Origin of the sequence: Enterobacter sp. CCUG 70166 (assembly GCF_020224095.1) — a bacterium.
Lineage (GTDB): Bacteria > Pseudomonadota > Gammaproteobacteria > Enterobacterales > Enterobacteriaceae > Enterobacter > Enterobacter intestinihominis.
The window spans coordinates 33,854-58,444 of sequence record NZ_NRIQ01000033.1; the positions used below are offsets into that span (position 1 = coordinate 33,854).

A 24,591-nucleotide genomic window follows, 5' to 3' on the forward strand; every position below is an offset into this window, starting at 1 on the left:
TTATCACTAAGCGATTTTTCACAGTTTTAACCGTTCAGGAATTACCCTCGCACATCCGATTCCATTAAAGTAGATGACAGTTTCTTTACTCTGATAAACAACGGTTATCGGTCGGGTTATGTCATTTCAGATTAAATTTCATCAAATTCGGGCTTTTGTCGAAGTGGCGCGTCAGGGCAGTATTCGCGGAGCCAGCCGGGTGCTGAATCTTTCGCAGCCCGCGCTGACTAAATCCATTAAAGAGCTGGAAGAGGGCATGGCGGCACAACTGTTTGTGCGCCGGAGTAAAGGTGTCGCCCTGACCGAGTGCGGGGAAGGGTTTTATCACCGCGCTAATTTGATTCTGGAAGAGCTTCGCGCAGCGCAGGATGATATCCGTCAGCGTCAGGGGGAGCTGACCGGGCAGATCAATATTGGGATGGGTGCCAGCGTGGCGCGCAGCCTGATGCCCGCCGTTATCTCCCGTTTTCATGCGCAGCATCCTCAGATCAAGGTGCGGATTATGGAAGGTCAGCTGGTATCAATGATCAATGAATTACGCCAGGGTGAGCTGGACTTTACCATCAATACCTATTATCAGGGGCCTTACGATCACGAATTTACGTTTGAAAAACTCTTTGAGAAACCTTTTGCGGTATTTTGTCGGGAAGGACATCCGGCGTTGGGGGCTACCTCTATTAATGAACTTCTTCATTATAACTGGACAATGCCAACGCCGCGGGGAAGTTATTATAAGCAGCTTGAGGATATATTTCATCATCGCTCGCAGATACCGCGTATTGGCGTCGTTTGCGAAACCTTTTCGTCCTGTATTAGCCTTGTCGCACAAAGTGACTTCCTGAGGTGCTGCCGCAGGAGTTGGGCTGCGACCCGCTGCTGGCGCACCGGCTGGTCATCCTGCCGGTTGTGGAAACACTTCCCAGAGCGGCCTATTATTTAATTCAGCGCCGTGATGCACGCCAAACGCCCCTGGCTGAATCATTAATTACACAATTCAGAAGGGAAGCGAGAAAAATAGTTTTATCGTGAAATTGCCAAAGAAAAAATAGAGCCTGTCCGACATCAGACAGACCCTACAGTACACACAGCAGTGCGTCCTTTCGCAAATCCTGGGTATTATATCCATGAGGCAGGTATATTTAGGTATAACATCTTTCCTGAAAAAAGAAAGGCGGCACGTCATTGGTTTTACAAAATTTCAACGCAAATCACTTATTTTAACTCTGCTGTAGTTTTAGTTAAGTAATATTTAAATAACTTTAATGGTAGCTATATATATTCATCAGATTAATATTTATCTTGCCCCTTGCGGTAAGGGTTATTGAGGCCCATGCCCGGTGCAGGTATAGTACAAGCCCCGATGTGCCCGGAGGATTTCCATGAACCCTGACGACAAATCACTTTTTCTTGACGCCATGGAGGATGTCCAGCCCCTGAAACGCTGCACCGATATCCACTGGCAGCAAAGCCGTAATACCCGGGTTCGCCAGGAGATCGATACCGAGCAGCTCGACAACTTTCTCACACTGGGTTTCCTGGAACTCTTGCCGCTTGAAGAGCCGCTGATGTTCCAGCGCGAGGGCGTTCAGCAGGGCGTTATTGACAAGCTGCGCTCGGGTAAATACGCCCGACAGGCCAGCTTAAATCTGTTGCGTCAGCCCGCCGAACGCTGCCGCCAGATGCTGTACGCCTTCATTCGCCAGGCCAGCCGCGACGGTTTACGTAACCTGATTATCATTCACGGGAAGGGCCGCGAGCAGAATTCGCACCCGAACGTGGTGCGCAGTTATCTTGCCCGCTGGTTAACCGAGTTCGAGGACGTGCAGGCTTTCTGCGTGGCGCTGCCGCATCACGGCGGCAGCGGGGCATGTTATGTTTCACTCCGAAAATCCGATGAGGCGAAACAGGAGAACTGGGAACGTCACGCCAAGCACAGCCGTTAACGGTAAGGCCTAGAACGTCTCCCAGTTTGTGTCACCTGAGGCACTGACCGTGGCGGGACGCAACAGTTGCGGTGCTTTTGTATTTTTTGGCCGCGGAGCGGTGTTTTCCTGCATGTTCAGCCGGAATGCCGCCACGGCCTGGCGCAGCTGTTCAGACTGATCTTCCAGCGCCGCCGCCGCCGTTGCCGACTCCTGTACCAGCGCGGCGTTTTGCTGCGTTACGCTGTCCATCTGCGAGACCGCCAGGCTGACCTGTTCAATACCGCGGCTTTGCTCGTCAGACGCCGACGAGATTTCAGCCATAATATCGGTTACGCGTGTCACGGCCGCGACGATCTCTTTCATGGTCGCACCCGCCTCGCTCACCTGTTCCGAGCCGGTATTCACCCGGCTGACGGAGTTTTCAATAAGCCCTTTGATCTCTTTTGCCGCCTGCGCGCTGCGGCTGGCCAGCGTCCGTACTTCGCCTGCCACCACCGCAAAGCCGCGGCCTTGTTCGCCGGCACGGGCGGCTTCAACCGCCGCGTTGAGCGCCAGAATGTTGGTCTGGAAGGCAATGCTATCGATAACGCCGGTGATATGCGCAATTTGCTGAGAACTGTCGGCAATGTCATTCATGGTACGCACTACATTATTCACCACCTGGCCGCCGCGTGCGGCGGTTTCAGACGCATTCTTTGCCAGCAGCGTCGCCTGACGAGCGTTATCCGAGTTCTGTTTCACCGTGGCCGTCAGCTCTTCCATGCTGGCGGCGGTCTCTTCCAGCGAGGCTGCCTGCTGCTCGGTTCGGGCGGAAAGGTCGTTACTCCCGGCGGCAATTTCTCCTGCGCCCGTGTAGATAGAGTCTGTGCTGCCGCGCACGGCGCTGACGGTGCTGACCAGCGACTGTTGCATCTCATGCAGACCGGCGGCCAGCTGGCCCATTTCGTTGCGCCCGGTAATCGCGACGTTTTGCGTCAGATCGCCGCTCGCGATGGTGCGAATATGGTTCATGATGGCGTTGAGCGGTCTCAGGAGCAGGTGCTGTAAACCCTGCCAGATCACCACCAGCACGGCGATAACGGTCAGGAAGATCGCTGCCAGCGTCCACTGCATCTGGGTAAAGCTGTTCTGGTTCTCTTCGGCGGCGGCTTTCAGCAGGACGTTGTTTTCCGCGCGCCAGCGGGTATAGACCGCCTCCATCTCATCCTGCGCCTGCTGGGCGTCCAGGTCGCCATAGGCCTGATAGTTATCGGCGCGCAAGTACGCAATGGACAAGCGCATTACCTCGTGCATGTTCTTCCAGGCTTTCTGCATCTCTTCGGTGAGCGCGGCATTTTGCCCCTTCACCTGCGGAATCGCCTGCCAGTTTTTGTAATAGTCTTCGGCTTTGGCCAGCGAACCATTGGCGGTGCCCAGCAGCGTGTTGATCGCTGCGAGAGAGGCCGGGTCGCGCTGGTTTTTCAGGTAGCGGATCGCCACGCGGGTGACGGTAACGCGCGTTTTCACCAGGGTGTTCACACTGTCGCTCAGGCTCTCCTGCTGGGCATTGAGCAACCCGGAGTTCTGAAAGTTGTGACGATCGTTGTTAACGGCAGAGTAGAACAACCCTCCCGTGACAACTTGCAGCAGACAGAATATGGTGAGGGCAAAGATAATACCGGTAATCACGTGCAGATTTTTCAGCATGGCGGTCATCCGTAATAGAAGAGGCAGGGTTACATCAATACTATCGTCGTAGCGAATTTAAACTTTAATTTTACTATTGCTTAACTAATGGTTTCGTTGCGGAACCTGTTGTAACCCCGGATCATTTTAATGAGGAAGGTCAGCATGAGCAGCATAGATAAATGCGGAACATTCACGCTCGGAACGCGTACGGTGAAACGGTTTGGCTATGGCGCGATGCAGCTTGCCGGACCTGGCGTTTTTGGTCCGCCAAAAGACAAAAATGCGGCGCTGGCGGTGTTGCGTGAAGCGGTAGAGTCGGGGGTAAATCACATTGATACCAGCGATTTTTACGGCCCCCATGTGACCAACCAGCTTATCTGCGAGGCGCTTCATCCGTACCGGGATGACCTTACGATTGTGACCAAGATCGGAGCCCGACGCGGCGAGGACGCCTCCTGGCTGCCGGCGTTTTCCGCCCAGGAGCTGACGCAGGCGGTGCATGACAACCTGCGCAACCTGAAGCGAGATGTGCTGGACGTGGTTAACCTGCGGATCATGTTTAGCGCCCACGGACCAGCGGAAGGCTCGATTGCCGCGCCGCTAAGCACCCTCGCGGAGCTGCAACAACAGGGGCTGGTTCGCCATATTGGGCTGAGCAACGTCACTGCTTCGCAGGTGGCTGAAGCGCAGAAGATGGTTTCCGTGGTATGCGTACAGAACATGTACAACGTGGTGAATCGCGGTGACGATGCGCTGGTAGATTCGCTGGCGCAGCAGGGGATTGCCTGGGTGCCGTTCTTCCCACTGGGTGGTTTCACGCCACTGCAATCTTCCGGACTACAGGCGGTGGCAGATTCACTGGATGCGACGCCTATGCAGGTGGCGCTGGCATGGCTGCTGCAACGCTCGCCAAATATCCTCTTGATCCCGGGTACTTCTTCGGTGGCGCATCTGCGTGAAAACCTGGCGGCAGCCGATCTGGTATTGCCGCCTGAGGCGCTGGAGACGTTAAATACGCTGGTGGAGTAATCCAGACAGCAGCAAAAGCCCGGGGGATTTTTCGGGCTTTTGGTGTTTATGACACAATCTGATTCCTTTGGCGGTGAAGTACTAACGCTTCCGCCACGATTTCCTGCTTACTTTTCCGTGTTTCATACGCAGTAATGCGGATGTACTCCATCAGCGCTGGATCGATGCGCGCACTTAACATCCTGAGATCGGCCTCCTTTGCTACACCGCGAGCAACACGCTTGTCGGGATAATCACGGGCTGGCATAGAAAACGTCCTCCAAAAATTGTCTTGTTAATTTGTGCTGTAAAATATGCGCTAGTCTTGGTGTAAAGTCAACGTGTAGTGAAAGCACAGTGAATTATTGTTTGGCTTTTCTGCGATTCAAGACTTCATTAAGTGATTTGATAGTGTTTGTATTGTCACGCTGTGAGTCCGCTTTGATGCGGAAGGTCACATTTTCAGTGCTGATAATGACGGAATGTTCAACGCACCAGACGCTCTAAAATTATTGATAATTTCTTCCTGAAACTGAACTCAGGTTTATCCCTGTGCTTATTCATGGTTATTGCTTAATTAAAACTTCTGTTTGAAGGCTCAGCTGTAAAAATCTGACGCTATAAGACCGGCCTTGGGGGAATCCTGATATTAATCCTTTAAGCAACTTTCGGCTGGTCATATATTCCAGCATCGGTGACGTAGTTAGCGATATTCGCTATTTTAACCCTGTTAAACCCATGCAATTGCGCTGGTTTTCATTTCTTCCGACATAATAGATTTTGTCTACGTTCTCTTTTTAATTTATGCTTCGCATACGAACAATTAGCGTTGTGCAGGGTTTTAACATCGTGGCAGTTAATAAAACCCTGCTTTATATAAAGTAATCAGGAGATTCATTTTTATGTCAGACAATAATCCCCGCCCATTGGGCTGGTTAGGCCCGTGGTGCCTGCTGGTGGGTGTGGTACTTCTTGTGACGGGGCTGTTTTTTGCCATCGGCGGTTTTAAACTGGTTTCCCTGGGGGGGAGTTGGTACTTTCTCATTGCCGGGGTTTTCACGCTGCTCTCTGCAATTCAGTTTTTCCGCCGCAAATCCTCTGCCGTAGGGCTGTTTGCTCTGGTGTTTCTTGGCACCCTGATTTGGGCATTTTTCGATGCCGGACTCGACTTCTGGCCCCTGGTTTCCCGATTAATGGTACCCGCCGGGCTGATGGTGCTGGCAGCAGCCACCTGGCCTGCATTGCGTAATCGTGAAGGAAAACCGTCCTCCACGAAAGGGGCGATGGCGGTCTGCGCGGTCCTTATTATCGGCATGGGCGTCACCTTTGTTCAGATGTTTCAACCCCATCCGACCGTGCCGTTTAGCGGCGAAAAGCGCCCGCTGGTGCCGGTAAAGGAAGAGGCGAAACAGCAGAACTGGGATCACTACGGTAATACGGCTGGCGGTAGTCGCTTTGTGGCGCTGGACCAGATAACCCGTGACAACGTGAAAAACCTGAAACCGGTCTGGACCTACCATACCGGTGATATTCCGCAAAGTCCGGATGGCAATGGCGCAGAAGATCAGCAAACGCCGCTACAGGTAGGCGATCGTGTCTTCCTCTGTACGCCGCATAACAACGTGATCGCCGTGGATGCCGATAGCGGGAAAGAGATCTGGAAAGCGGAAATCAACGCTAAGTCTGCCATCTGGATGCGCTGCCGTGGCCTGGCGTACTTTGATGCCACCAAACCGCTGGCACAGCCAACGGTAGCCGGCTCCACACCGGTTCTGCCAGCGCAGGTCGCACCGGGCGCGGCATGCCAGCGCCGTATCCTGATGAATACCATTGAGGGTAAGCTGATCGCGTTAGACGCCGATAACGGCAAATTCTGCCCGGACTTCGGTACTAACGGCAGCGTTAACCTGCATGAAGGAATGGGCGACGCGTCAGATCCCACCTACGTGCTGACGTCGGCCCCGACGCTGGCGGGTACCACGGTCGTGGTTGGCGGCCGCGTTGCGGATAACGTCAGCACCGATATGCCGGGCGGCGTTATACGTGGTTATGACGTGATCACCGGCCTGCTGCGCTGGGCGTTCGATCCGCGTAATCCGGATCCGAACTACGTTCTGAAGCCGGGCGAACACTACAAACGCAGCTCCGCAAACTCCTGGGCCCCTATGTCCTGGGATGCGTCGATGAATACCGTGTTTATCCCGATGGGAAGTTCCTCTGTTGACCTGTGGGGCGCTGACCGTATTCCGGAAGACCACAAGTACGCCACCTCAATCCTGGCGCTGGATGCGACAACCGGGAAAGAGAAGTGGGTATACCAGACCGTGCATAACGACCTCTGGGATTTCGATATCCCGATGCAGCCGAGCCTGGTTGATTTCCCGACGAAAGAGGGCAACAAGCCCGCGGTGGTGGTGGGCACCAAAGCGGGGCAAATTTACGTTCTTGATCGCCTGACGGGTAAACCGCTCACTGAAGTGAAAGAGGTTCCGGTAAAACCAGCGGATATTCCACGTGAACAGTACCCGGCAACGCAGCCGCGCTCTGTGGGAATGCCGCAGATTGGCGCGGAAACCCTGAAAGAATCGGATATGTGGGGGGCGACGCCGTTTGACCAGCTGGCCTGCCGTATCAGCTTCAAATCAATGCGTTATGACGGTCTGTACACGATGCCGGGAACCGATATTTCCCTGAGCTTCCCGGGCTCGCTGGGGGGAATGAACTGGGGTAGTCTGTCCACGGATCCGAACAACCAGTACATCTTTGTCAACGACATGCGTCTGGGTCTGTGGGTCCAGCTGATTAAACAAGATCCGCAGAGCGCGGTGGCAAATACGGGCGGTGAAGCCGTGAACGCCGGGATGGGTGCTGTTCCGATGAAAGGAACGCCGTATTCGGTCAACAAAAACCGTTTCATGTCACCGCTGGGCATTCCGTGTCAGAAACCACCGTTTGGCTCTCTCTCCGCCATTGACCTGAAAACGCAGAAAATCGTCTGGCAGGTGCCGGTCGGTACCGTACAGGATACCGGTCCGTTTGGGGTAAAAATGCGTATGCCAATGCCTGTCGGTATGCCGACGCTGGGCGGTACGCTGGCCACGCAGGGCGGTCTGGTCTTCATTGCGGGAACCCAGGATTACTACCTGCGCGCCTTTGATTCCTCTACGGGGGAAGAAGTGTGGAAAGCGCGTCTTCCGGTGGGTAGCCAGGGCGGACCTATCAGCTATGTATCACCGAAAACCGGCAAACAGTACATTCTGATCTCTGCTGGCGGTGCACGCCAGTCGCCGGATCGTGGTGACTACGTGATTGCCTACGCGCTGGATAAATAACAGCGAAATAAGCAACCTGGCCCCGTCGTAGTACGGGGCTTTTTTTTGACTAAAAACCACGGATATGAAGAAAGCGGCGGGTCCGGTCAGCCCGTGAAAAGCGCCCGCCAGCGACGGCGATGGCGAGTCATCTCGCGCCATAGTGCGATTATCTCGTCATGTTGCAGGGCATCAACAGCCTGCGGCGTTAACACCGGTAAACCATAGCGCTGGCGCAGGGCGGCTACTGCCGTGGCGCTGGCATTCATCGGTGACCGGATTTGCATCGCCAGCTGCTGTCGCAATACGCTGAACGCCGTCACATCGCACAGCGTCAGCTCACGCAAAAATTGTTTGCAGCAACCCAACAGGTTCACGGGAGAGCGGTCAGGCGACTGTAACGCCAGCAGCAGGCCATCGCGATCGGCAATACGCTGATAACGACAGCTGACCACGTAGCCAATCTGCTGTTCCACGCGCAGGCGCTGGAAAAATTGCGGTTCGCAGCATAACGCCAGCAGCCGCAGCGCGGCGAGCGACGCGCCCGGCGGCAGGGGAATAAACACCAGCAGCGCCGAATCCGCGCTGGCGTGCGGAATGTGTTCGATCCCGCCGGGACAACCGCTTAATGGCGTCGGCTTAGCGTTAACCGGCGCCCGGAGCAGGCCAAGCTGCCGGGCTAACCCGTGCGCGTGTGCGACGCTGCCGCCAACTAGCGCCGCCAGCCAGCCGTCCCGTGGCGGATCCGATGCCAGACGTTCAGGCAATTGCTGAAGCAGCTCACGGATGGCAATGCCTTCTGGCACTGGCGTAAGAGCCGGGGCGGGGTGGGAGAGGCGATCGATTATCGCCCCGATGATGTGTTCCGCCGTAGCTACGGCGTCAGGAAGCCGCAGGGTGAGCTGCCAGCTACCGTCAACCGTTTGCCACTCGCCGCTGCCGTCAATATGGCGCAGTTCAGCAAGAAGAGGGCGTAACTGTTTGCCCATCGCCACCCCCTGCGCCCGTTCCAGGCACGAATAAAAAGGCCTGCGCAGGATCAGCGTTGGCGGTTGTGTCTGCGCCGACAAATGCAGCAGCGGAGCGGCTTCTGACGTCGGGGCTGGCGTAACATACCTGGCAGTCTGCGGGTAGAAGGAAAACGCGATGGGGCTATCATCTGCAACCGGCTGGCGACGCCAATGGCTAAGCGGCAGAGCAAACCCCTGGCTGGCGATAATTTCAGCGGTTTCAATTTTTTTGCAGGCCAGATACGAGGTGGGCGCCGCCAGTAAATCGGCACAAAAGGCGGAAAAACTTACGGGCGCCGCACCGGGCGCAAAACCGAACGCCCGCTGGCGCAGCTGCTCCAGCGTCGGCAGGGCGCTAAAACGCTGCTGTGCCAGCCGATAATAATGCCGCTGCTGCTCATCCGTCGTTTGCTGTAGCGCCCGTAGCCAGTGGGTAATATGCGGGTCAATCTCCTCGGGTCGTTCGCTATCAACCGTTAGCGCCAGCCAGCCGTTATCGTTATCCTGATAAAGCCAGTTCAGGGCGACATCTTCTGCCAGCCCTCGCGCCCGCAGCCCGGCAATCAGGCTTCCGGGGGCGTCGTCCAGTAAAAACTCCCGAAATAAGGTGACGCTGTCACTTTTTCGAATTAACGGACAACGCCACAGTGCGGGTCGCTCTGTCACTGCCAGCTGAAAATCTCCCTCAGCGCTAAGACGCAACGGGGGAGCGGTTTCAGGCATGCCACCAGAAGCAAAACCGGACGCAAACGTATGGGCAAGCTCGGCCAGCGCATCCAGCGTTTGCGGCCCTTGCAGCCACAATTGCAGGTGTCCGGCCACATAATAGCGCCGATGAAAGTCGCGCAACGCGGTTTGCAGCGATCCCGTGTCCTGCCCCAGAGAATCCTGGCTACCTACCTGAAAACGGCGAAAAACTGTGGGTTCTTCCATCGCGTGGCGTGCCGCCGCTTCGCGCCTGGCGGAATCATGCTGCTGGATGAGCCGGTTTTCCGCATCAATGACCGCCACTTCGCGCTGTATGTCATCGCATGAAAGCAGCGGCGCCTGCAACATATCCCGCAGTCGTGCGACGCCGTCGGACAGGTTATCGGCGGCCACATCGAAGAAAAATGCGCTGTGGCGAGCCAGCGTGGTGGCATTGACGCTACCGCCCTGACGCTGGACCCAGGCCATGAGTCGATCGTCGCCCTGATAGCGCTGGCTACCGCGGAACAGCAGGTGCTCAAGTAAATGCGCAAGACCGGCGAAGCGCGGTGGCTCGTGATGGCTTCCGGCACTCACGCGCGCCAGCGCCGCCGCGCGTGTCGCCTGCGACTGATGCACCAGCGTTGCGCGTAAACCGCCTGCCAGCTCCACGATGCGGGTGGTCATTATCGCTACAGTTCCCGGGTTTTATAGATAAGCTGCGAACGGGTACGGTTGCGGAACTGAAGCTGGCCGATTTTCATGTCGCTACAGGCTGCTTCGCGTCGCGCGTCCAGAATTTTATGATGATGCGGCGATTTGCTGCACACCGGATCGGCGTTATCAGCATTCCCCGTGAGCATAAAGGCCTGGCAGCGGCAGCCGCCGAAGTCCTTCTCCTTTTCATCGCAGGAGCGGCACGGCTCCGGCATCCAGTCAAACCCGCGATAGCGGTTGAAGCCGAAAGAGTCATACCAGATGGATTCCAGACTCTGATCAAGCACCGAGGGGAACTCCACCGGTAGCTGGCGCGCGCTGTGGCAGGGCAGCGCCGTGCCTTCCGGGGTCACGCTGAGGAAAATCGACCCCCAGCCGCCCATACAGCCTTTTGGTCGCTCTTCGTAATAATCAGGGGTGACGAACAGCAGGTTGGTCAGATTGCCGCTGGCGGCCATTTTTTGCCGATAGTCGGCAACCACGCGTTCCGCTCGGGCAATCTGTTCCCGCGTCGGCAGAAGCCCCTGACGATTAAGGAACGCCCAACCGTAGAACTGGCAGGTGGCAAGTTCGACGTCGTCGGCGTCCAGTTCGATGCACAGCTCGATGATTTTATCGATCTGGTCGATGTTGTGCCGGTGCAGGACGAAATTCAGCACCATCGGGTAATCGCGCGCTTTGACCGCTTTGGCCATCGCCAGCTTCTGCTGGAAGGCTTTTTTATTCCCCGCCAGCGCGGCGTTGAGCACTTCATCGCTGGCCTGGAAGCTAATCTGGATATGGTCCAGACCGGCCTCGCTGAACGCGTCGAGCTTGCTTTCCGTCAGGCCAATTCCCGAGGTGATCAGGTTGGTATAAAAACCGAGATCGCGGGCGGCGCGGATCAGCTCCGGCAGATCTTTACGCGTCAACGGTTCGCCGCCGGAAAAACCTATCTGCACGCTGCCCATCGCCCGCGCCTGGCGGAAAACCTCAATCCACTGTTCAGTGGTCAGCTCCTGATCCTGCCGGGCAAAGTCCAGCGGGTTAGAGCAGTAAGGACACTGTAGCGGACAGCGATAGGTCAGCTCCGCCAGCAGCCACAGCGGTGGATTGACGGCGGGTTTATTCTGGCTCACGGAAAATAATCCACTTCTGTTGATAAGCGATTTGCAGGAATTCTACGACGTCGTCATCCACGCCGCCGGCTTCCGGGAACCGTTCGTTGAGTATGGCAATGATGGCCGCCGCGTCGCGTTGGCCATCGACCAGTTCGAGGATTGCGGCGGCGGTCTCATTGAGTTTAGCCATGCCTTCAGGATAAAGGATGACATGGCTGTCCTGAGCGGCTTCCCATTGCAGGCGATAGCCGCGACGAAAGGCGACGATGGAGTTTTTTTGCATGCTTATACCAGTCGGGTTGTGTGCCAGGCCGCTTTGTCGGTGACCGTGTGATAAGGCGGACGCTGTAGCGCGTAGGCCATGGTCATCGCGTCGAGCATCGACCACAGGATATCGAGTTTGAACTGAAGGATCTCCAGCATCCGATTCTGCTTTTCTGCGCTATCGCAGTAACTCTTCGCCAGCTCCAGACCGTGTTCAACGTCGCGGCTGGCCTGGCTGAGGCGGCTACGAAAATAAAAATAGCCTTCCTCTTTGATCCACGGATAGTGCTGCGGCCAGCTGTCGAGACGCGACTGATGAATTTGCGGGGCAAACAGTTCGGTGAGCGAACTGCATGCCGCCTCCTGCCAGTTGGCGCGGCGGGCGAAGTTAACGTAAGCGTCCACGGCAAAACGAACGCCGGGCAGCACGTGGCGTTCGCTGATTAAGTCGTCGCGGCTAAGCCCTACGGCTTCGCCCAGCTGTAGCCAGGCTTCGATCCCGCCGTCATGACCGTTGCTGCCGTCGTGATCGAGGATCCGCTGCACCCATTTGCGACGCGTGTGCGGATCCGGGCAGTTCGCCATAATGGCCGCGTCTTTCAGCGGGATCGTCGTCTGGTAGTAAAACCGGTTCGCCACCCAGCCCTGGATCTGCTCGCGGCTGGCCTCGCCGTTATGCATCGCGATATGGTACGGATGGTGAATATGATAGTAGGCGCCTTTCGCCCGGAGGGCGTGTTCAAACTCTTGCGGCGAGAGCGTTTCACGAATGTGCATAGTTAGTCCTGAAGCGTGATGGTCATCCCGTCCCAGCTCACTTCAATTCCCTGCTGCGTGAGGGCGTGACGCTGCGGCGACTGCTCGTTAAGGATCGGGTTAGTGTTATTAATGTGAATCAGAATCTTGCGCTTTGCCGGCAGCGAGGCCAGCAGCGCCATCATGCCGTGTTCATCGCCGAGCGCCAGATGGCCCATATCGCGGCCGGTATTGCGCCCGACGCCAGCGGCCTGCAGTTCATCGTCCTGCCAGACGGTGCCGTCAATCAGCAGACAGTCCGCTTTTTTAAGCCACGGCAGGATGTCGTCATCGGGTTCACCGAGACCCGGCGCGTAGAACAGCGTCTGACCGTTGCGGCGGTTTTCGATAAACAGCGCCACGTTATGCCCCGGTAGCGGGCGGTCGCGCCACGGCGAATAGGGCGGTGCGTTACTGGCGATGGGGACAGCGGTAAACTGCAAATCAGGGCAGGCTTCCACGCTAAAGGCGGTGAGCGGTGCGATCGGATGATGAATCAGGCCGCCGTTCCAGTGCCGGAGCATGGTAAAAATCGGGAATCCGCTGGAAAGATCTTCATGCACCTCCGGCGTACACCATACCTGATGCGGACACCCCTCGCGCAGGCTGAGCAGCCCGGTGGTGTGGTCAATCTGGCTGTCGGTGAGAATAATGCCGCCAATATGCGTGCCGCGCAGAACCTCTTTCTTATTCAGTTCTGGCGTATGGGCAATCTGCTGGCTGATATCGGGCGAGGCGTTACACAGTATCCACTCTTCGCCGTTATCGCTGACGATGATCGACGACTGGGTGCGGGGGGTCGCCTGAAGGGTACCGTTGCGCAAACCCTGACAGTTGGCGCAATTACAGTTCCACTGAGGGAAACCGCCGCCGGCGGCGGAACCGAGGACTTTAATAAACATGAAGATAGGCCAGGTAGTAAAACAGAAATGCCCGCACGGATGGCGGGCTGAGCGATTAGCGGTTGGAAATGTACAGCGTCACTTCCAGGCCAAGACGTAAATCAATAAAAGCAGGTTTCTTCCACATCGTTTTTTCCTCTTTAAAAATGCAGCACCAACACCATTGTTTGTGCCAGTTTTGTGATGGTCATCAAATAATGCGTCACAGTGGGGCAAAGCTCAACCCGAAAGATGTAAGGAATTAACGTAATGTTTACAACGTAACCTATTGTTGCCAAACATTTTGCAATACCTTTTGCCAGTTGCCCCACAGCAGCTTATTCAGCACAAATTGATCATAGCCGCTGTCACGCAACGCGCTGATTAGCCGCGGTAAACCACTCACATCATGCAAATCATCAGGTAACGTGATGCCGTCAAAATCGGAGCCCAGCGCAACATGATCTTCGCCCATGATGTTAATAAGATAGTCGATATGGCGAACGATTGTGCTCAGCGGGGTATCGCTATCGCGTTTACCGTCGGCGCGCAGAAAGGCGTTGCCGAAATTGACCCCTGCCACGCCGCCGCTGTCGCGGATAGCCAGCAGTTGCCGATCGGTCAGATTACGCGGTTGCGGGCACAGCGTATGGGCGTTGGAATGGGTGGCGACAAGCGGTGAAGAGGAATGACGAGCAGTATCCCAGAACGCCTTTTCATTCATATGAGAAACGTCAATCAGCATGTTCAGGGCGTTAGCGTGCTTAATGAGGGCGATACCCTCTGCGGTAAGCCCTGGGCCGCTGTCCGGGCTGCCGGGAAACGCCCCGTTAACGCCGGTGCCAAAACGGTTAGCAATGTTCCAGAAAGGCCCAATGCTGCGCACGCCAGCGGCATAGAAAGCCTGTAGATCGCCACCCTCGCCGTCAAAACCGCCCGCACCCTCAATATGCGCCACCATCGCCAGCACCTTATCCTGACGGCAGCGTTCGATATCTGCCGCGCTCAGGCACAATCGCGCCCGTCCATCGGAGTGTGCGACAAGCTGCTTGAGGATCGTCAACTGTTGCCAGAGAATGTCGATCGGTTGCCACGGCTCGCTGGCGTAGTTCGGCGCCATGCGGGCGATATACTCCTGCGGCGGCACGAACAGCGCGAACAGCCCGCCGGAAAATCCGCCTTGCTGCATGCGCGGATAATCGAGGTGTCCGTTCTCAATGCCGGAAAAGAAGGCCGTTACCGGATCCTGGCGATGATGAAGCCATAAATTAAGCAACAGGTCATTGTGACCATCAAAAATCGCCATAGCGCATCCCACTGTTTTTTATTGCTGCGAAAGTTGCCTGGCACGATAACCGATTTGCCCGGTCCGGCAAGGAGAAACTTACAACTTAGCAGCAATTGTTAATAACGCTTAACCCTGAGGAGATCCGCACATCATATTGCGTGGCGAGATAAGAGCATTTCCCGTTCCATCTGCGATTGCATCGCATACGTTCCCTGAGCTACAGGGCTACGCTATACTTCGCCACTTTGAGTTATGCGTGGCAGGTAACGAAATATGCGGGAGAGCATTAATTTTATTTTCGTGGTGCTGTCTTTCACGGCACTGATTATGCTGATGCGCTTTTTCATCAGGCGTATTCGGCATCCAAAGCGCATCGTTGCCGACAGCCGGGGAATGAAAAAAATCTCTACCCATCCTTCCTGGTTTGGCGGATCGTCAGGTAAAACCTACTTTTATGATGAGCAGTATTTATACGAGGTCATAAATAGCGTCACCCGTAAAATTGAGCTGGCGGCTATCGTAAAAATTAAGCCGGGCTCGACAGTGGTAAATAACAGGCGGATCTGGTCTGTGAGCTATCTTGAGGGAACCCGTGAAAAACAGGTGCAATTTTATAATAATCTGACGGTGTTTAATCAAAACTTTGCTGCGTTTTTAGAGGCTGTAAAACGCGTGAATCCTGAAGCCGATATTAAGGCCGTCTCCTTGTTCAATCTGTGACTGGAATACATTACCTTTATCTTTCTGACTGCCCATACGGCAGGTATGGGCAGTAAAGCCGCCGATATTACTTCTTCTTGTTCATCATCGCCTTGAGATCGGCAAAGGGGTTAAACGTGGCGACACCCACGTCTTTTTGCGCATCCTCACCTGCGACAACGGTGGTGCCATACTGATCCGCTTCGGTGTACTTTGAGTGTTCGTGGTCATGGCAAAACAGGCACAACAACTCCCAGTTACTGCCATCTTCCGGATTATTGGTGTGATCGTGGTCGATATGGTGGACCGTGAGTTCACGAAGATTCGAATACACAAACTCCCGCGAGCAGCGTCCACAGACCCACGGGTAAATTTTTAGCGCTTTTTCACGGTAGCCGCTTTCCAGCCGTGCGTAGTTTTTGGGGATCAGAGCCATTGCTGATGTTACCTGTTAAAAAAGAGAATAGTTCACACTATATCCCATTTTGAGATGCCAGGAGAATGCCTCCTCTGCGGGAAGGCAGCGTGCGATTTGCGTATTTCTGTCAGTTTATTTGAAGCATTCCGTTAAATAATCACCATTTATTCTCATCGGTTAATGCGTAGAGTAGGGATAACGCAATGCTTTATCAGGATACTCCACTATGAAAAAGATCGGATTTTTGTCGTTTGGTCACTGGACGCCGTCTTCCCAGTCCGGCACGCAAACCGCAGCTGACACGCTGCTACAGTCCATCGATCTGGCTGTCGCCGCTGAAGAGCTGGGCGCGGACGGGGCTTATTTCCGCGTGCACCACTTTGCCCGCCAGCTCAGTTCGCCATTCCCCTTGCTGGCTGCGATAGGCGCGAAAACCAAACGCATCGAAATCGGTACGGGCGTGATCGACATGCGGTACGAGAATCCGCTGTATATGGCGGAAGATGCTGGCGCGGCAGATCTCATCTCCGGCGGGCGATTACAGCTTGGTATCAGCCGGGGCTCCCCGGAGCAGGTGATTGATGGTTGGCGTTATTTTGGTTACGTGCCGCAGGACGGGGAAAACGAATCTGATATGGCGCGCCGTCACACTGAGGTACTGCTTGATGTATTACGCGGTGAAGGGTTTGCGAAGCCTAACCCACAGCCGATGTTCCCAAACCCGCCGGGATTGTTGCGTCTGGAGCCGCATTCAGAGGGCTTACGCGATCGTATCTGGTGGGGGGCTGGCTCCAATGCAACGGCAGTATGGGCGGCAAAACTGGGGATGAACCTGCAAAGCTCAACGCTGAAAGATGATGAAACCGGCGAGCCGTTCCATATTCAGCAGGCAAAACAGATCCGTGCCTACCGACAGACCTGGGCCGAGGCAGGGCATACCCGTCAGCCACGCGTTTCGGTCAGCCGCAGTATTTTTGCCCTGATGGACGATCGCGACCGGATGTATTTCGGTTCAAGCCGCAATGAGAGCGACAGCGTTGGCTATCTGGATGAGAAAACGCGGGCCATTTTCGGACGCAGCTATGCCGCAGAGCCAGACAAGCTGATTGAACAGTTGAAAAAGGATGAAGCGATCGCGGAAGCGGATACGCTGTTGCTTACCGTGCCGAATCAGCTGGGCGTGGAATACAACGCACATGTGATCGAGTCCATCCTGAAACATGTCGCACCGGAAATGGGATGGCGCGATCGCAATGCGTAATCTGGCCCTCTGGTATCGCCGGTTTGGTGAGCCTGAATCGGTACTGCAAGCGGAAACCACACCATTGTCACCGCGACAGCCGGGAGAGATACGTGTGCGCATGCTTTTTTCTCCGGTGAACGCCTCCGATCTCATCCCCATCACCGGGGCATATCGCCATCGCACGCCGCTGCCCGCAATAGCCGGTTATGAAGGGGTCGGAATAGTGACCGAAACGCCCGCCGCTTACCCGGCGCTGCTGGGCAAGCGGGTTCTGCCGTTACGGGGGCAGGGTACCTGGCAGCGCTATGTCGACTGCCCGGTGGCGTATGCGGTTCCCGTCCCGGACGACGTCGACTCGCTTCTTGCCGCGCGGGCGTATATCAACCCGCTTGCCGCTCAGATGATGCTGGACCGCTATCCTCCGATCGGGAAAACGGTGCTGCTCACCGCTGCCGGTTCTGACTGCGCCGTTCTGCTCGGGCAATGGGCACGCCAGGCGGGTGCAGAGGCGGTTTACGGGATCCATCGCTCGCCCGTGCACGCTCAACGTCTGGCTGAAATGGGGATCGTCCCGATTGCGCAAGATGATACGGCCGCCGTCAACGCTGCCGCCGCGCAAGCGGAGGTGGTGTACGACGCCACGGGCGGCAGCCTGGCGGAGGCGATCCTGAGCGTGATGCCCGAAACCGGTACCTTTGTCTGCTACGGGCTACTCTCCGGGCAGACCTTCCGGCAGCAGCGGCCGTTGCCGCGCGTGGTGTGGTTTCACATTCGTAACTATCTGGACGCGCTGAGCGCTGAGGCGTGGCAGGCGGAGTTTCGGCGCATCTGGCCTAAACTGCGCGCCAGCCAGTGCAGCGATGCTACCCTCTACCCGCTGTCGGAATGGCAGCGGGCAGTGGGCAACTACCGCGAAGCGGGAAGAACGGGCAAGCCTATGCTGTCGATGGACAATTAATCGGCCTTATGACTCATGTCGCTCAGCAGTACAGCGATACTTTGTCCACCGGCGGTCTGCTCCAGGCCAATTTTGACAATAATTGTCAGCGGAACGGAGAGCAGCATGCCGACAGGCCCGAGCAGCCAGCCCCAGAAAATCAGGGACAGGAACACAACAAGAGTTGAAAGCCCCAGCCCGCGTCCCATTATCCGTGGTTCGAGAATGTTCCCGAAGACAAGGTTAATCACCAGATAGCCTGCCAGCAGAATCAGGGCATCATACAAACCGCTGAAAACCAGCACCTGAAGGATAGGGGGGATCGCCGCCAGCACGGAGCCAATGTTAGGAATATAGTTGAGCGCAAAGGCCAGCAGCCCCCAGACGAAGGCAAAACGCACATCCAGCGCGGCGAGCATCCCCCAGACCACTAATCCCGTCACCAGGCTGATGGCCGTTTTCAGCACCAGATAGCGTGAAACGCTGTCGAGCGCGCGCTGAATGGCACCCATTCCCTCAACCGGACGCACCATGATGTGCTGGAGTTTTGCAGGCAGCTGTGGAACTTCCAGCAGCATAAACACAACCGTCAGGAACAGCAGGAAAATCGAGGTCATGGCGTTGGAGAGCTGTGCCAGCAGGCTGGTGACAATCGTCATGGCGGCATTCGGATCGATGTATTTAAGCAGTTCCTCAACCGAGACTTCGATACCCGCGCGTTGCAGCCAGGGTTCAATTTGCAGCAGCGGGGTCGCCAGGGAAGAGCGGTATGTCGGCAGCGTCCGCGCCAGCTCGTTCAGGGAGGTTCCCAGATAGGCGACTAACAGCACCATCGCAACGATAATAATACTGATAAGCAGGCTTATCGCCAGCACACGCGGGATGCGCAGCCGCACCATTCGCTGCACCAGTGGATTGAGGATCACCGCGATAAAAAGCGCCAGGATAAAGGGCACGATGATATCGGCCGCAAAACGAACGCCGGTCAGAATGATCACCAGCATGCCCAGCATGATGACGATCTTAAGCCCGTTGAGGGTGATAATGGGTTTGGCCATGGACGTTCCTGAACAGTTTTTTATTTATAATAGAGGGGAAAGCGGATTAAAAAAACTAACCAAAATCAAACAGACTGGGTAAAGAAATGAAAAGGCTTTGAGTAAATTCCTGGCTTATGATACAAATCAGGCGTGTTCAACTACTGAGGACAATTTTCATCCGCAAAGACGAGAAGCAACACCGCGGATAATTGTAATTTTATGGACAATTTGTTCAGGACGTATTTTTCAAACAACTCTGCTCTGTTTTCTACCTCCCTCTGCACGCTTTCCGGTGAACAACACTGGCGTTCCGCGCTATAGTCACGTCTTCTGCCTGAGCTGGCGCTATGCGCTTAGCTAACTGATTTAATTCCCACTTTTTTGGTTTGCTGTTCGCAGCGAGCCTCGATGGATTATATTCTCAAGCAGGAGAAAAAACATGTTTTACTGGATTTTATTAGCTCTGGCTATCGTTGCTGAAATTACCGGCACCTTGTCGATGAAATGGGCGAGCGTGAGTGACGGCAGCACCGGATTTATTTTGATGCTGGTCATGATTACGCTTTCCTATATTTTCCTCTCTTTTGCGGTTAAAAAAATCGCGCTGGGCGTGGCATACGCTTTGTGGGAAGGTGTTGGTATTTTATTGATCACGCTGTTCAGCGTCATGATATTTGATGAAACCCTGACGACAATGAAAATTGCCGGGCTGACGACCCTGGTCGCAGGTATCGTGCTGATTAAATCGGGTACGCGCAAACCAGCCAAACAGCAGAAGGAGCAGACCCATGCAGCAGTTTGAATGGATCCACGCGGCCTGGCTGGCTTTCGCCATCGTTCTGGAAATTATTGCGAACGTCTTTTTGAAGTTCTCCGACGGCTTTCGTCGCAAAGCCTACGGCCTGTTATCGATTGCCGCGGTTCTTGGGGCGTTTAGCGCTCTGTCACAGGCAGTGAAAGGCATCGATCTTTCCGTGGCCTACGCGCTGTGGGGCGGCTTCGGTATTGCCGCCACCCTGGCGGCAGGCTGGATTATGTTCGGGCAGCGTTTAAACCATAAAGGCTGGATAGGGCTGGTATTACTGCTCGCTGGCATGATCATGATTAAACTGGCCTGAGTGACCTACTGCTGCGCCAGGGCTTCCAGCCGGTCGCGAAAACCGGTCACCGCTAACGCTCGGTTATCGGCGCGCCAGCGGTCTTTCGCTGCCGGAGCAGAACTCTGAACGCCAATCAGTTGCCAGCCGTTAACGGTTTTTAACATCAGGGGCGATCCGCTATCACCCGGTAGCGTATCGCACTGATGCGAAAGCACGCTGTTTTGCGCCCAGCCCGTCACCACGCAGTCCGTATGGGTGTACAGCGAATCGAGGTGATCAACAGGGTAGCCTGACTGCGTCACTTTTCGATCGGCGGCTTTCAGGGCGGCGGTGAGCGCGTCTTTGTCACCATCAAAGAGCGGTAGCGGAGCGATCCCGGACGGCGGATAACGTAAAACGATCAGCCCGAAATCCCAGGATGCCGCCCCGGGCGGCACAATCCATCCATCGCCATCCGGTTTCAGGCGTTTCCCGAGCGACGGATCCACCCGCCCCTCAATACCGTGAATTTCGTAGCGCCAAATCCCTTTCTGCGAGACAAAGCGCAGGGCGATCGCTTTATCCGGTTTGCCTTCGGGCGGCATTAACAGGCAATGACCCGCCGTCAGCGCAAGGTGTGGCGTTATGAGAGTTGCGGTACATAGATTGCCGCTGGCGGTTTCCAGTTGCCCGATGGCATCCCAGGGCGCTTCGGTAGGATCGGTGACACGCGTACGATCGTCATGACCAAAAAACAGCGTCTTTACCTCTTTGGCGCTGATGGCGTCATCGTCGCCCTCATCCGCATGTGAAAAGCCTGCAAAAAGGCTAAACGTTCCCAGTAACAACACAACAGATTTACGCATATCACACTCTGGTGGGGGTAATTATGATTATTAAAAGTGAACCCTATGAAAATACTATAGACGCGACGGCGAGAAAGTGGGAGTAAAATCAGCGTGCTACATTCAGGAAAGATAAAAGTGGCTGGCGATGAGCGCGCATAAAATTAGCAGGATAAGAATGAACTCAAACCGATAGCGCCGCAGCATACGCCCTCCGGATAAAAAAACGGCGCTGACCGCAATCCCGTTCAGCGCCGGTTTACCAACGTGCCCCGAAGGGCACGGTTAAGCTTGTACTCTTACGCTGCTGGCTGTGCAGCAGGTTTAGCCGCTTCGTGTTTTGCCGCTTTTTTGTGATGCTTTTTAGCCGCCTGGGCTTTCTGCTCTACCGCAGGTTTTGCCGCTTTTTTGTGGTGCTTTTTCGCGGCCTGCGCTTTCTGTGCTGCCGCTGGTTTAGCCGCTTTGTGATGTTTTTTATGGTGAACCGTTTTGGCCGGAGCAGCGGTGGATGCAGCAGGCGCTGCGGTGGCGGTAGTTTCAGCCGCGAATGCAGCGGAAGAAAGACCCATAGCAGCGGCAACAACCAGAGCTAATACTTTTTTCATTTTCATACCCTCGAATTTGGTTTTTCATTTAACCCCACTGCGGGGCCGTTGAAATAACTATATCCCTGTAAATTCGGGGTTTCCGTGAGTGATTGGTATCGGCTTGTAACCATATGTACAACGCCGGGGTGGCCCCCGGCGCGTTCGTTTACAGGTAGCGGGACGTCAGGTGTTCGCGGAAGTAGCGGATATTCAGATCTTCACCTGTGGCCTGGGTGATGAGCTGCGATGTGCTGAAACGGCTGCCGTGCTGCCAGATATTCTGACGCAGCCAGTCAAACAGCGCCGAGAAATCGCCTCCGGCGATGGATGCCTGCAACCCGGGCAGCGCAGTTTTGGCGGCATGAAACAGCTGTGCCGCATACATTGCCCCCAGCGTGTAAGACGGGAAGTAGCCAAAACCGCCGTCGGTCCAGTGGATATCCTGCATACAGCCGTTGCGGTAGTTATCTTTGGTGGATAACCCAAGCCAGGCCTGCATTTTCTCATCCCATAACGCGGGAATATCATCGACTTCAATTTCGCCATTGATTAGCGCGCGCTCGATCTCATAGCGCAGCACCACATGCGCCGGATAGCTCACTTCATCCGCGTCAACGCGGATGTAGCCCGGCTTCACGCGCTGGTTCCAGGCAATAAAATTCTCTTCACCGAATGCCGCCTGGCTGCCGAAACGGGCATGGACCGCCGGAAGCAGATGCTTCAGGAAAGCGTCGCTGCGGCCAAGCTGCATTTCAAAGAACAAGCTCTGGGATTCATGGATCGCCGTAGAGCGCGCCAGCGCAACGGGCTGGCCGGCCCACGCTCGCGGAAGGTTTTGCTCGTAGCGGGCATGTCCGGTTTCGTGGATCACGCCGAAAAGCGCGCTGAGCAGTTCATCTTCATCGTAACGCGTGGTGATACGCACATCTTCCGGAACGCCGCCGCAGAACGGGTGGGCGCTAACGTCCAGACGACCGCCGTTAAAATCGAAGCCAAGCATTTTCATCGCTTCCAGGCCCAGCTCGCGCTGGGTGGCGGTGGGGAAGGGACCCTGTGGCGGAACGAACGATCGTTGAGCCTGTTTTTCCACAACCTTTGCCAGCAGCTCCGGCAGCCAGGACTTCAGATCGCCGAACAGCACATCCAGGCGAGCGCTTGTCATGTCGGGTTCAAAGATATCCAGCAGCGCGTCGTAAGGCGTGCAGCCTTTAGCCTCAGCGCGCAGGCGGGCTTCTTCACGACTGAGTTTCACCACCTCTTTCAGGTTGGCTGAAAAGCCCTGCCAGTCGTTGGCCGGACGCTGAGTACGCCAGGCGTGTTCACACCTGCTGCCCGCCAGCGATTTGGCCTCCACCAGCGATTCCGGCAGTAAAGTGGCCTGCTGGTAGTGGCGCGTCATTTCACGCAGGTTGGCCTGCTCAACGTCGTTCAGATCTTCTTCTGCCGCCGCCGCCAGCCATTCACCCACTTTTTTATCGGTCAGGATCTGATGTTGCAGGACGCTCATCTCCGCCAGCGCTTCACCGCGCGCGGCGCTGCCGCCGGGCGGCATCATAGTAAACATGTCCCAGCTGGCGATGGAGGAGAGGTGAGAGAAGCGGGAGAGACGCTGGAAGGTGCGGGTGAGTTGTTGATAGTTATTGTTTTTCATGAAGTCCTCGTGTCTGAATCAGCCGATGACAAAAATTAGCATCGGCTCGATTTAAACACGAAGAGGGCTGAATGTTAATGCAGTCGTTTATGCAGGCTCGCGCCCACCAGCAGTGCCGCGCACAGCATCAGCGCGATAAATCCGCCCACGCCGTTCCAGCCGTAGTTATGCCAGAACACCCCGCCGAGAGTCCCGGCAATGCTGGAACCGAGATAGTAACTGAACAGATACAGAGACGAAGCCTGACCTTTAGCGCGGCGCGCGCGTGGGCCAATCCAGCTGCTGGCAACAGAATGCGCGGCAAAGAATCCCGCAGAGAAGAGCAGCATTCCGGCAAAAATCAGCCACAGGGAAGAGACAAGCGTCATCAGCAGCCCGAACAGCATCACGGCTGTGGACACCAGCATCACCGGACCACGGCCGAAGCGCGCGGTCATGGCGCCCGCTTTTGGCGAACTCCATGTTCCGGTGAGATACGCCACAGAGAGCAAACCCACCAATGCCTGGCTAAGATGCCACGGCGAGAGCATCAGCCGGTAGCCAATATAGTTAAACAGCGTGACTAATGACCCCATCAGCAGGAATCCCATCAGAAACAGTCGCGGCAAACCTTTGTCGCGCCAGTGCAGGCGAAAGTTGATAAACAACGTTTTCGGACGCAGAGAAGTCGGGCGGAAATGGCGCGATTCCGGCAGGATTTTCCAGAACATTAGCGCCGAAGCGAGGGCGAAGCAGCCGATTACGGCCAGCGCAATGCGCCAGTTAAAGAAATCGGTAAACACACCGCTGAGCAGGCGTCCGCTCATCCCGCCGATAGAGTTCCCGCTAATGTACAGCCCCATGGAGAAGGCCACGAAACTCGGGTGGATCTCCTCGCTGAGATAGGTCATCCCGACCGCCGCCACGCCGCTGAGGGATAACCCAATCAGCGCGCGCATGACCAGAATGCCGTGCCAGCTGGTCATCATGGTGGACAGCAAGGTACACACGGAGGCCAGCATTAACGCCGTTACCATGACCTGCTTACGCCCGATGGCATCTGAAAGTGGCCCGGTGAACAGCAGACCGATCGCCAGCATCCCGGTTGAAATGGAGAGCGAAATACTGCTGCTGGCTGGCGACACGCCAAATTCATGCGACAGGACCGGCAGGATCGGCTGAACGCAGTAGAGCAGGGCGAAAGTGGCGAGACCCGCTGAAAAGAGCGCCAGCGTGACGCGCATAAACTGGGGGGTACCACGTTTTATAAACTGAACCGGCTGCGGTACTGCGGGTAAATCATCAATGTCGCTGGCCGGCGCGATATCAACGGTCGTTGTACGGCTCACACATAATCCTTGCTTAAACTTCCCCGTGGTTTCTGGTGACGGGTATGACCACAAGATTAGGGTAGGAAAATGTAAATATTCTGTCTAATATATTAATAATCTTAAATGAT

24 protein-coding genes and 1 pseudogene are annotated in these 24,591 nt (G+C 55.6%); 9 read left to right on the top strand and 16 right to left on the bottom strand.

Annotated elements, in window-relative coordinates:
• The first annotated feature begins 118 nt into the window (after positions 1-118).
• Together CKK19_RS13675 and smrA are read left to right on the top strand one after the other, a co-directional pair.
• A pseudogene (locus tag CKK19_RS13675) lies at positions 119-1,029 on the top strand (LysR family transcriptional regulator).
• A gap of 350 nt (positions 1,030-1,379) precedes the next feature.
• Positions 1,380-1,943, top strand: a complete 564-nt coding sequence (smrA, locus tag CKK19_RS13680) for a DNA endonuclease SmrA (protein ID WP_022647946.1) — start codon at positions 1,380-1,382, stop codon at positions 1,941-1,943.
• 9 nt (positions 1,944-1,952) lie between these two features.
• Here the strand turns inward: smrA and tcp are convergent, their stop codons facing one another.
• On the bottom strand, positions 1,953-3,611 hold the full coding sequence (gene tcp / locus CKK19_RS13685; RefSeq protein WP_023299980.1) for a methyl-accepting chemotaxis citrate transducer: 1,659 nt from the start codon (positions 3,609-3,611) through the stop codon (positions 1,953-1,955).
• 144 nt (positions 3,612-3,755) lie between these two features.
• Here tcp and CKK19_RS13690 point away from each other — a divergent pair, with 144 nt between their 5' ends.
• Positions 3,756-4,622, top strand: coding sequence for an aldo/keto reductase family oxidoreductase (locus CKK19_RS13690; protein ID WP_023299981.1), 867 nt, complete (start codon positions 3,756-3,758; stop codon positions 4,620-4,622).
• A 46-nt stretch (positions 4,623-4,668) separates the two neighbouring features.
• On the opposite strand, the gene CKK19_RS13695 is transcribed toward CKK19_RS13690, so the two are convergent.
• Positions 4,669-4,869, bottom strand: coding sequence for a hypothetical protein (locus CKK19_RS13695; RefSeq protein ID WP_225455159.1), 201 nt, complete (start codon positions 4,867-4,869; stop codon positions 4,669-4,671).
• A 634-nt stretch (positions 4,870-5,503) separates the two neighbouring features.
• On the opposite strand from CKK19_RS13695, the gene CKK19_RS13700 reads away from it, so the two are divergent.
• Positions 5,504-7,933 (top strand): glucose/quinate/shikimate family membrane-bound PQQ-dependent dehydrogenase, encoded by a 2,430-nt coding sequence (locus CKK19_RS13700; protein WP_063854102.1) that lies wholly within the window; start codon positions 5,504-5,506, stop codon positions 7,931-7,933.
• An 86-nt stretch (positions 7,934-8,019) separates the two neighbouring features.
• Here the strand turns inward: CKK19_RS13700 and pqqF are convergent, their stop codons facing one another.
• The 7 genes from pqqF to CKK19_RS13735 all read right to left on the bottom strand — a co-directional run bounded on the left by pqqF (position 8,020) and on the right by CKK19_RS13735 (position 14,672).
• Positions 8,020-10,296, bottom strand: a complete 2,277-nt coding sequence (gene pqqF / locus CKK19_RS13705) for a pyrroloquinoline quinone biosynthesis protein PqqF (protein WP_225455160.1) — start codon at positions 10,294-10,296, stop codon at positions 8,020-8,022.
• A gap of 5 nt (positions 10,297-10,301) precedes the next feature.
• Positions 10,302-11,444: a pyrroloquinoline quinone biosynthesis protein PqqE gene (gene pqqE / locus CKK19_RS13710; protein ID WP_022647952.1), complete on the bottom strand. Its 1,143-nt coding sequence runs from the start codon at positions 11,442-11,444 to the stop codon at positions 10,302-10,304.
• Positions 11,431-11,709 (bottom strand): pyrroloquinoline quinone biosynthesis peptide chaperone PqqD, encoded by a 279-nt coding sequence (pqqD, locus tag CKK19_RS13715; RefSeq protein ID WP_003857508.1) that lies wholly within the window; start codon positions 11,707-11,709, stop codon positions 11,431-11,433. Before pqqD ends, pqqE begins: the two co-directional genes overlap by 14 nt.
• A 2-nt stretch (positions 11,710-11,711) precedes the next feature.
• Entirely contained in the window at positions 11,712-12,467 is a 756-nt protein-coding gene (gene pqqC / locus CKK19_RS13720) for a pyrroloquinoline-quinone synthase PqqC (protein WP_023306095.1), read from the bottom strand.
• Positions 12,468-12,469: 2 nt separating this feature from the next.
• Complete coding sequence (pqqB, locus tag CKK19_RS13725) at positions 12,470-13,387, bottom strand: pyrroloquinoline quinone biosynthesis protein PqqB (protein ID WP_023306096.1); 918 nt, start codon at positions 13,385-13,387, stop codon at positions 12,470-12,472.
• A 55-nt stretch (positions 13,388-13,442) separates the two neighbouring features.
• Positions 13,443-13,514 carry a pyrroloquinoline quinone precursor peptide PqqA gene (pqqA, locus tag CKK19_RS13730; RefSeq protein ID WP_002905689.1) on the bottom strand — a complete coding sequence of 24 codons (72 nt, stop codon included), beginning with the start codon at positions 13,512-13,514 and terminating at the stop codon, positions 13,443-13,445.
• 138 nt (positions 13,515-13,652) lie between these two features.
• On the bottom strand, positions 13,653-14,672 hold the full coding sequence (locus CKK19_RS13735) for a dipeptidase (RefSeq protein WP_048966594.1): 1,020 nt from the start codon (positions 14,670-14,672) through the stop codon (positions 13,653-13,655).
• A gap of 255 nt (positions 14,673-14,927) precedes the next feature.
• On the opposite strand from CKK19_RS13735, the gene CKK19_RS13740 reads away from it, so the two are divergent.
• Complete coding sequence (locus CKK19_RS13740; protein WP_032624342.1) at positions 14,928-15,374, top strand: hypothetical protein; 447 nt, start codon at positions 14,928-14,930, stop codon at positions 15,372-15,374.
• Between the two features lie 67 nt (positions 15,375-15,441).
• Here CKK19_RS13740 and yajD read toward each other — a convergent pair whose 3' ends face one another.
• Entirely contained in the window at positions 15,442-15,789 is a 348-nt protein-coding gene (gene yajD, locus CKK19_RS13745) for an HNH nuclease YajD (RefSeq protein WP_006808895.1), read from the bottom strand.
• Positions 15,790-15,997: 208 nt separating this feature from the next.
• Between yajD and CKK19_RS13750 the strand changes: the two genes are divergently transcribed.
• Together CKK19_RS13750 and CKK19_RS13755 are read left to right on the top strand one after the other, a co-directional pair.
• Complete coding sequence (locus CKK19_RS13750) at positions 15,998-17,032, top strand: LLM class flavin-dependent oxidoreductase (RefSeq protein WP_063854100.1); 1,035 nt, start codon at positions 15,998-16,000, stop codon at positions 17,030-17,032.
• Positions 17,025-17,972, top strand: a complete 948-nt coding sequence (locus tag CKK19_RS13755; RefSeq protein WP_063854099.1) for a zinc-dependent alcohol dehydrogenase family protein — start codon at positions 17,025-17,027, stop codon at positions 17,970-17,972. The genes CKK19_RS13750 and CKK19_RS13755 overlap by 8 nt, the downstream gene beginning before the upstream one ends.
• Here the strand turns inward: CKK19_RS13755 and CKK19_RS13760 are convergent.
• A complete protein-coding gene (locus tag CKK19_RS13760; RefSeq protein ID WP_003857467.1) occupies positions 17,969-19,009 on the bottom strand; it encodes an AI-2E family transporter in 1,041 nt (346 codons plus the stop codon). The two genes, CKK19_RS13755 and CKK19_RS13760, sit on opposite strands and share 4 nt — an antisense overlap.
• Positions 19,010-19,430: 421 nt before the next feature.
• Here CKK19_RS13760 and mdtJ point away from each other — a divergent pair, with 421 nt between their 5' ends.
• Both mdtJ and mdtI read left to right on the top strand, forming a co-directional pair.
• Positions 19,431-19,793, top strand: coding sequence for a multidrug/spermidine efflux SMR transporter subunit MdtJ (gene mdtJ / locus CKK19_RS13765; RefSeq protein ID WP_032624865.1), 363 nt, complete (start codon positions 19,431-19,433; stop codon positions 19,791-19,793).
• On the top strand, positions 19,780-20,109 hold the full coding sequence (gene mdtI / locus CKK19_RS13770) for a multidrug/spermidine efflux SMR transporter subunit MdtI (RefSeq protein WP_022647960.1): 330 nt from the start codon (positions 19,780-19,782) through the stop codon (positions 20,107-20,109). Before mdtJ ends, mdtI begins: the two co-directional genes overlap by 14 nt.
• Positions 20,110-20,114: 5 nt before the next feature.
• Here mdtI and CKK19_RS13775 read toward each other — a convergent pair whose 3' ends face one another.
• The 5 genes from CKK19_RS13775 to CKK19_RS13790 all read right to left on the bottom strand — a co-directional run bounded on the left by CKK19_RS13775 (position 20,115) and on the right by CKK19_RS13790 (position 24,481).
• On the bottom strand, positions 20,115-20,936 hold the full coding sequence (locus CKK19_RS13775; protein ID WP_063854098.1) for a trypsin-like serine peptidase: 822 nt from the start codon (positions 20,934-20,936) through the stop codon (positions 20,115-20,117).
• A 102-nt stretch (positions 20,937-21,038) separates the two neighbouring features.
• Complete coding sequence (locus tag CKK19_RS25420) at positions 21,039-21,122, bottom strand: hypothetical protein (protein WP_057979992.1); 84 nt, start codon at positions 21,120-21,122, stop codon at positions 21,039-21,041.
• Between the two features lie 92 nt (positions 21,123-21,214).
• Entirely contained in the window at positions 21,215-21,520 is a 306-nt protein-coding gene (asr, locus tag CKK19_RS13780) for an acid resistance repetitive basic protein Asr (RefSeq protein WP_022647962.1), read from the bottom strand.
• 148 nt (positions 21,521-21,668) lie between these two features.
• Positions 21,669-23,153, bottom strand: a complete 1,485-nt coding sequence (locus tag CKK19_RS13785; RefSeq protein WP_063854097.1) for a carboxypeptidase M32 — start codon at positions 23,151-23,153, stop codon at positions 21,669-21,671.
• Positions 23,154-23,227: 74 nt separating this feature from the next.
• Positions 23,228-24,481 carry an MFS transporter gene (locus CKK19_RS13790; RefSeq protein WP_063854096.1) on the bottom strand — a complete coding sequence of 418 codons (1,254 nt, stop codon included), beginning with the start codon at positions 24,479-24,481 and terminating at the stop codon, positions 23,228-23,230.
• Positions 24,482-24,591 lie beyond the last annotated feature (110 nt).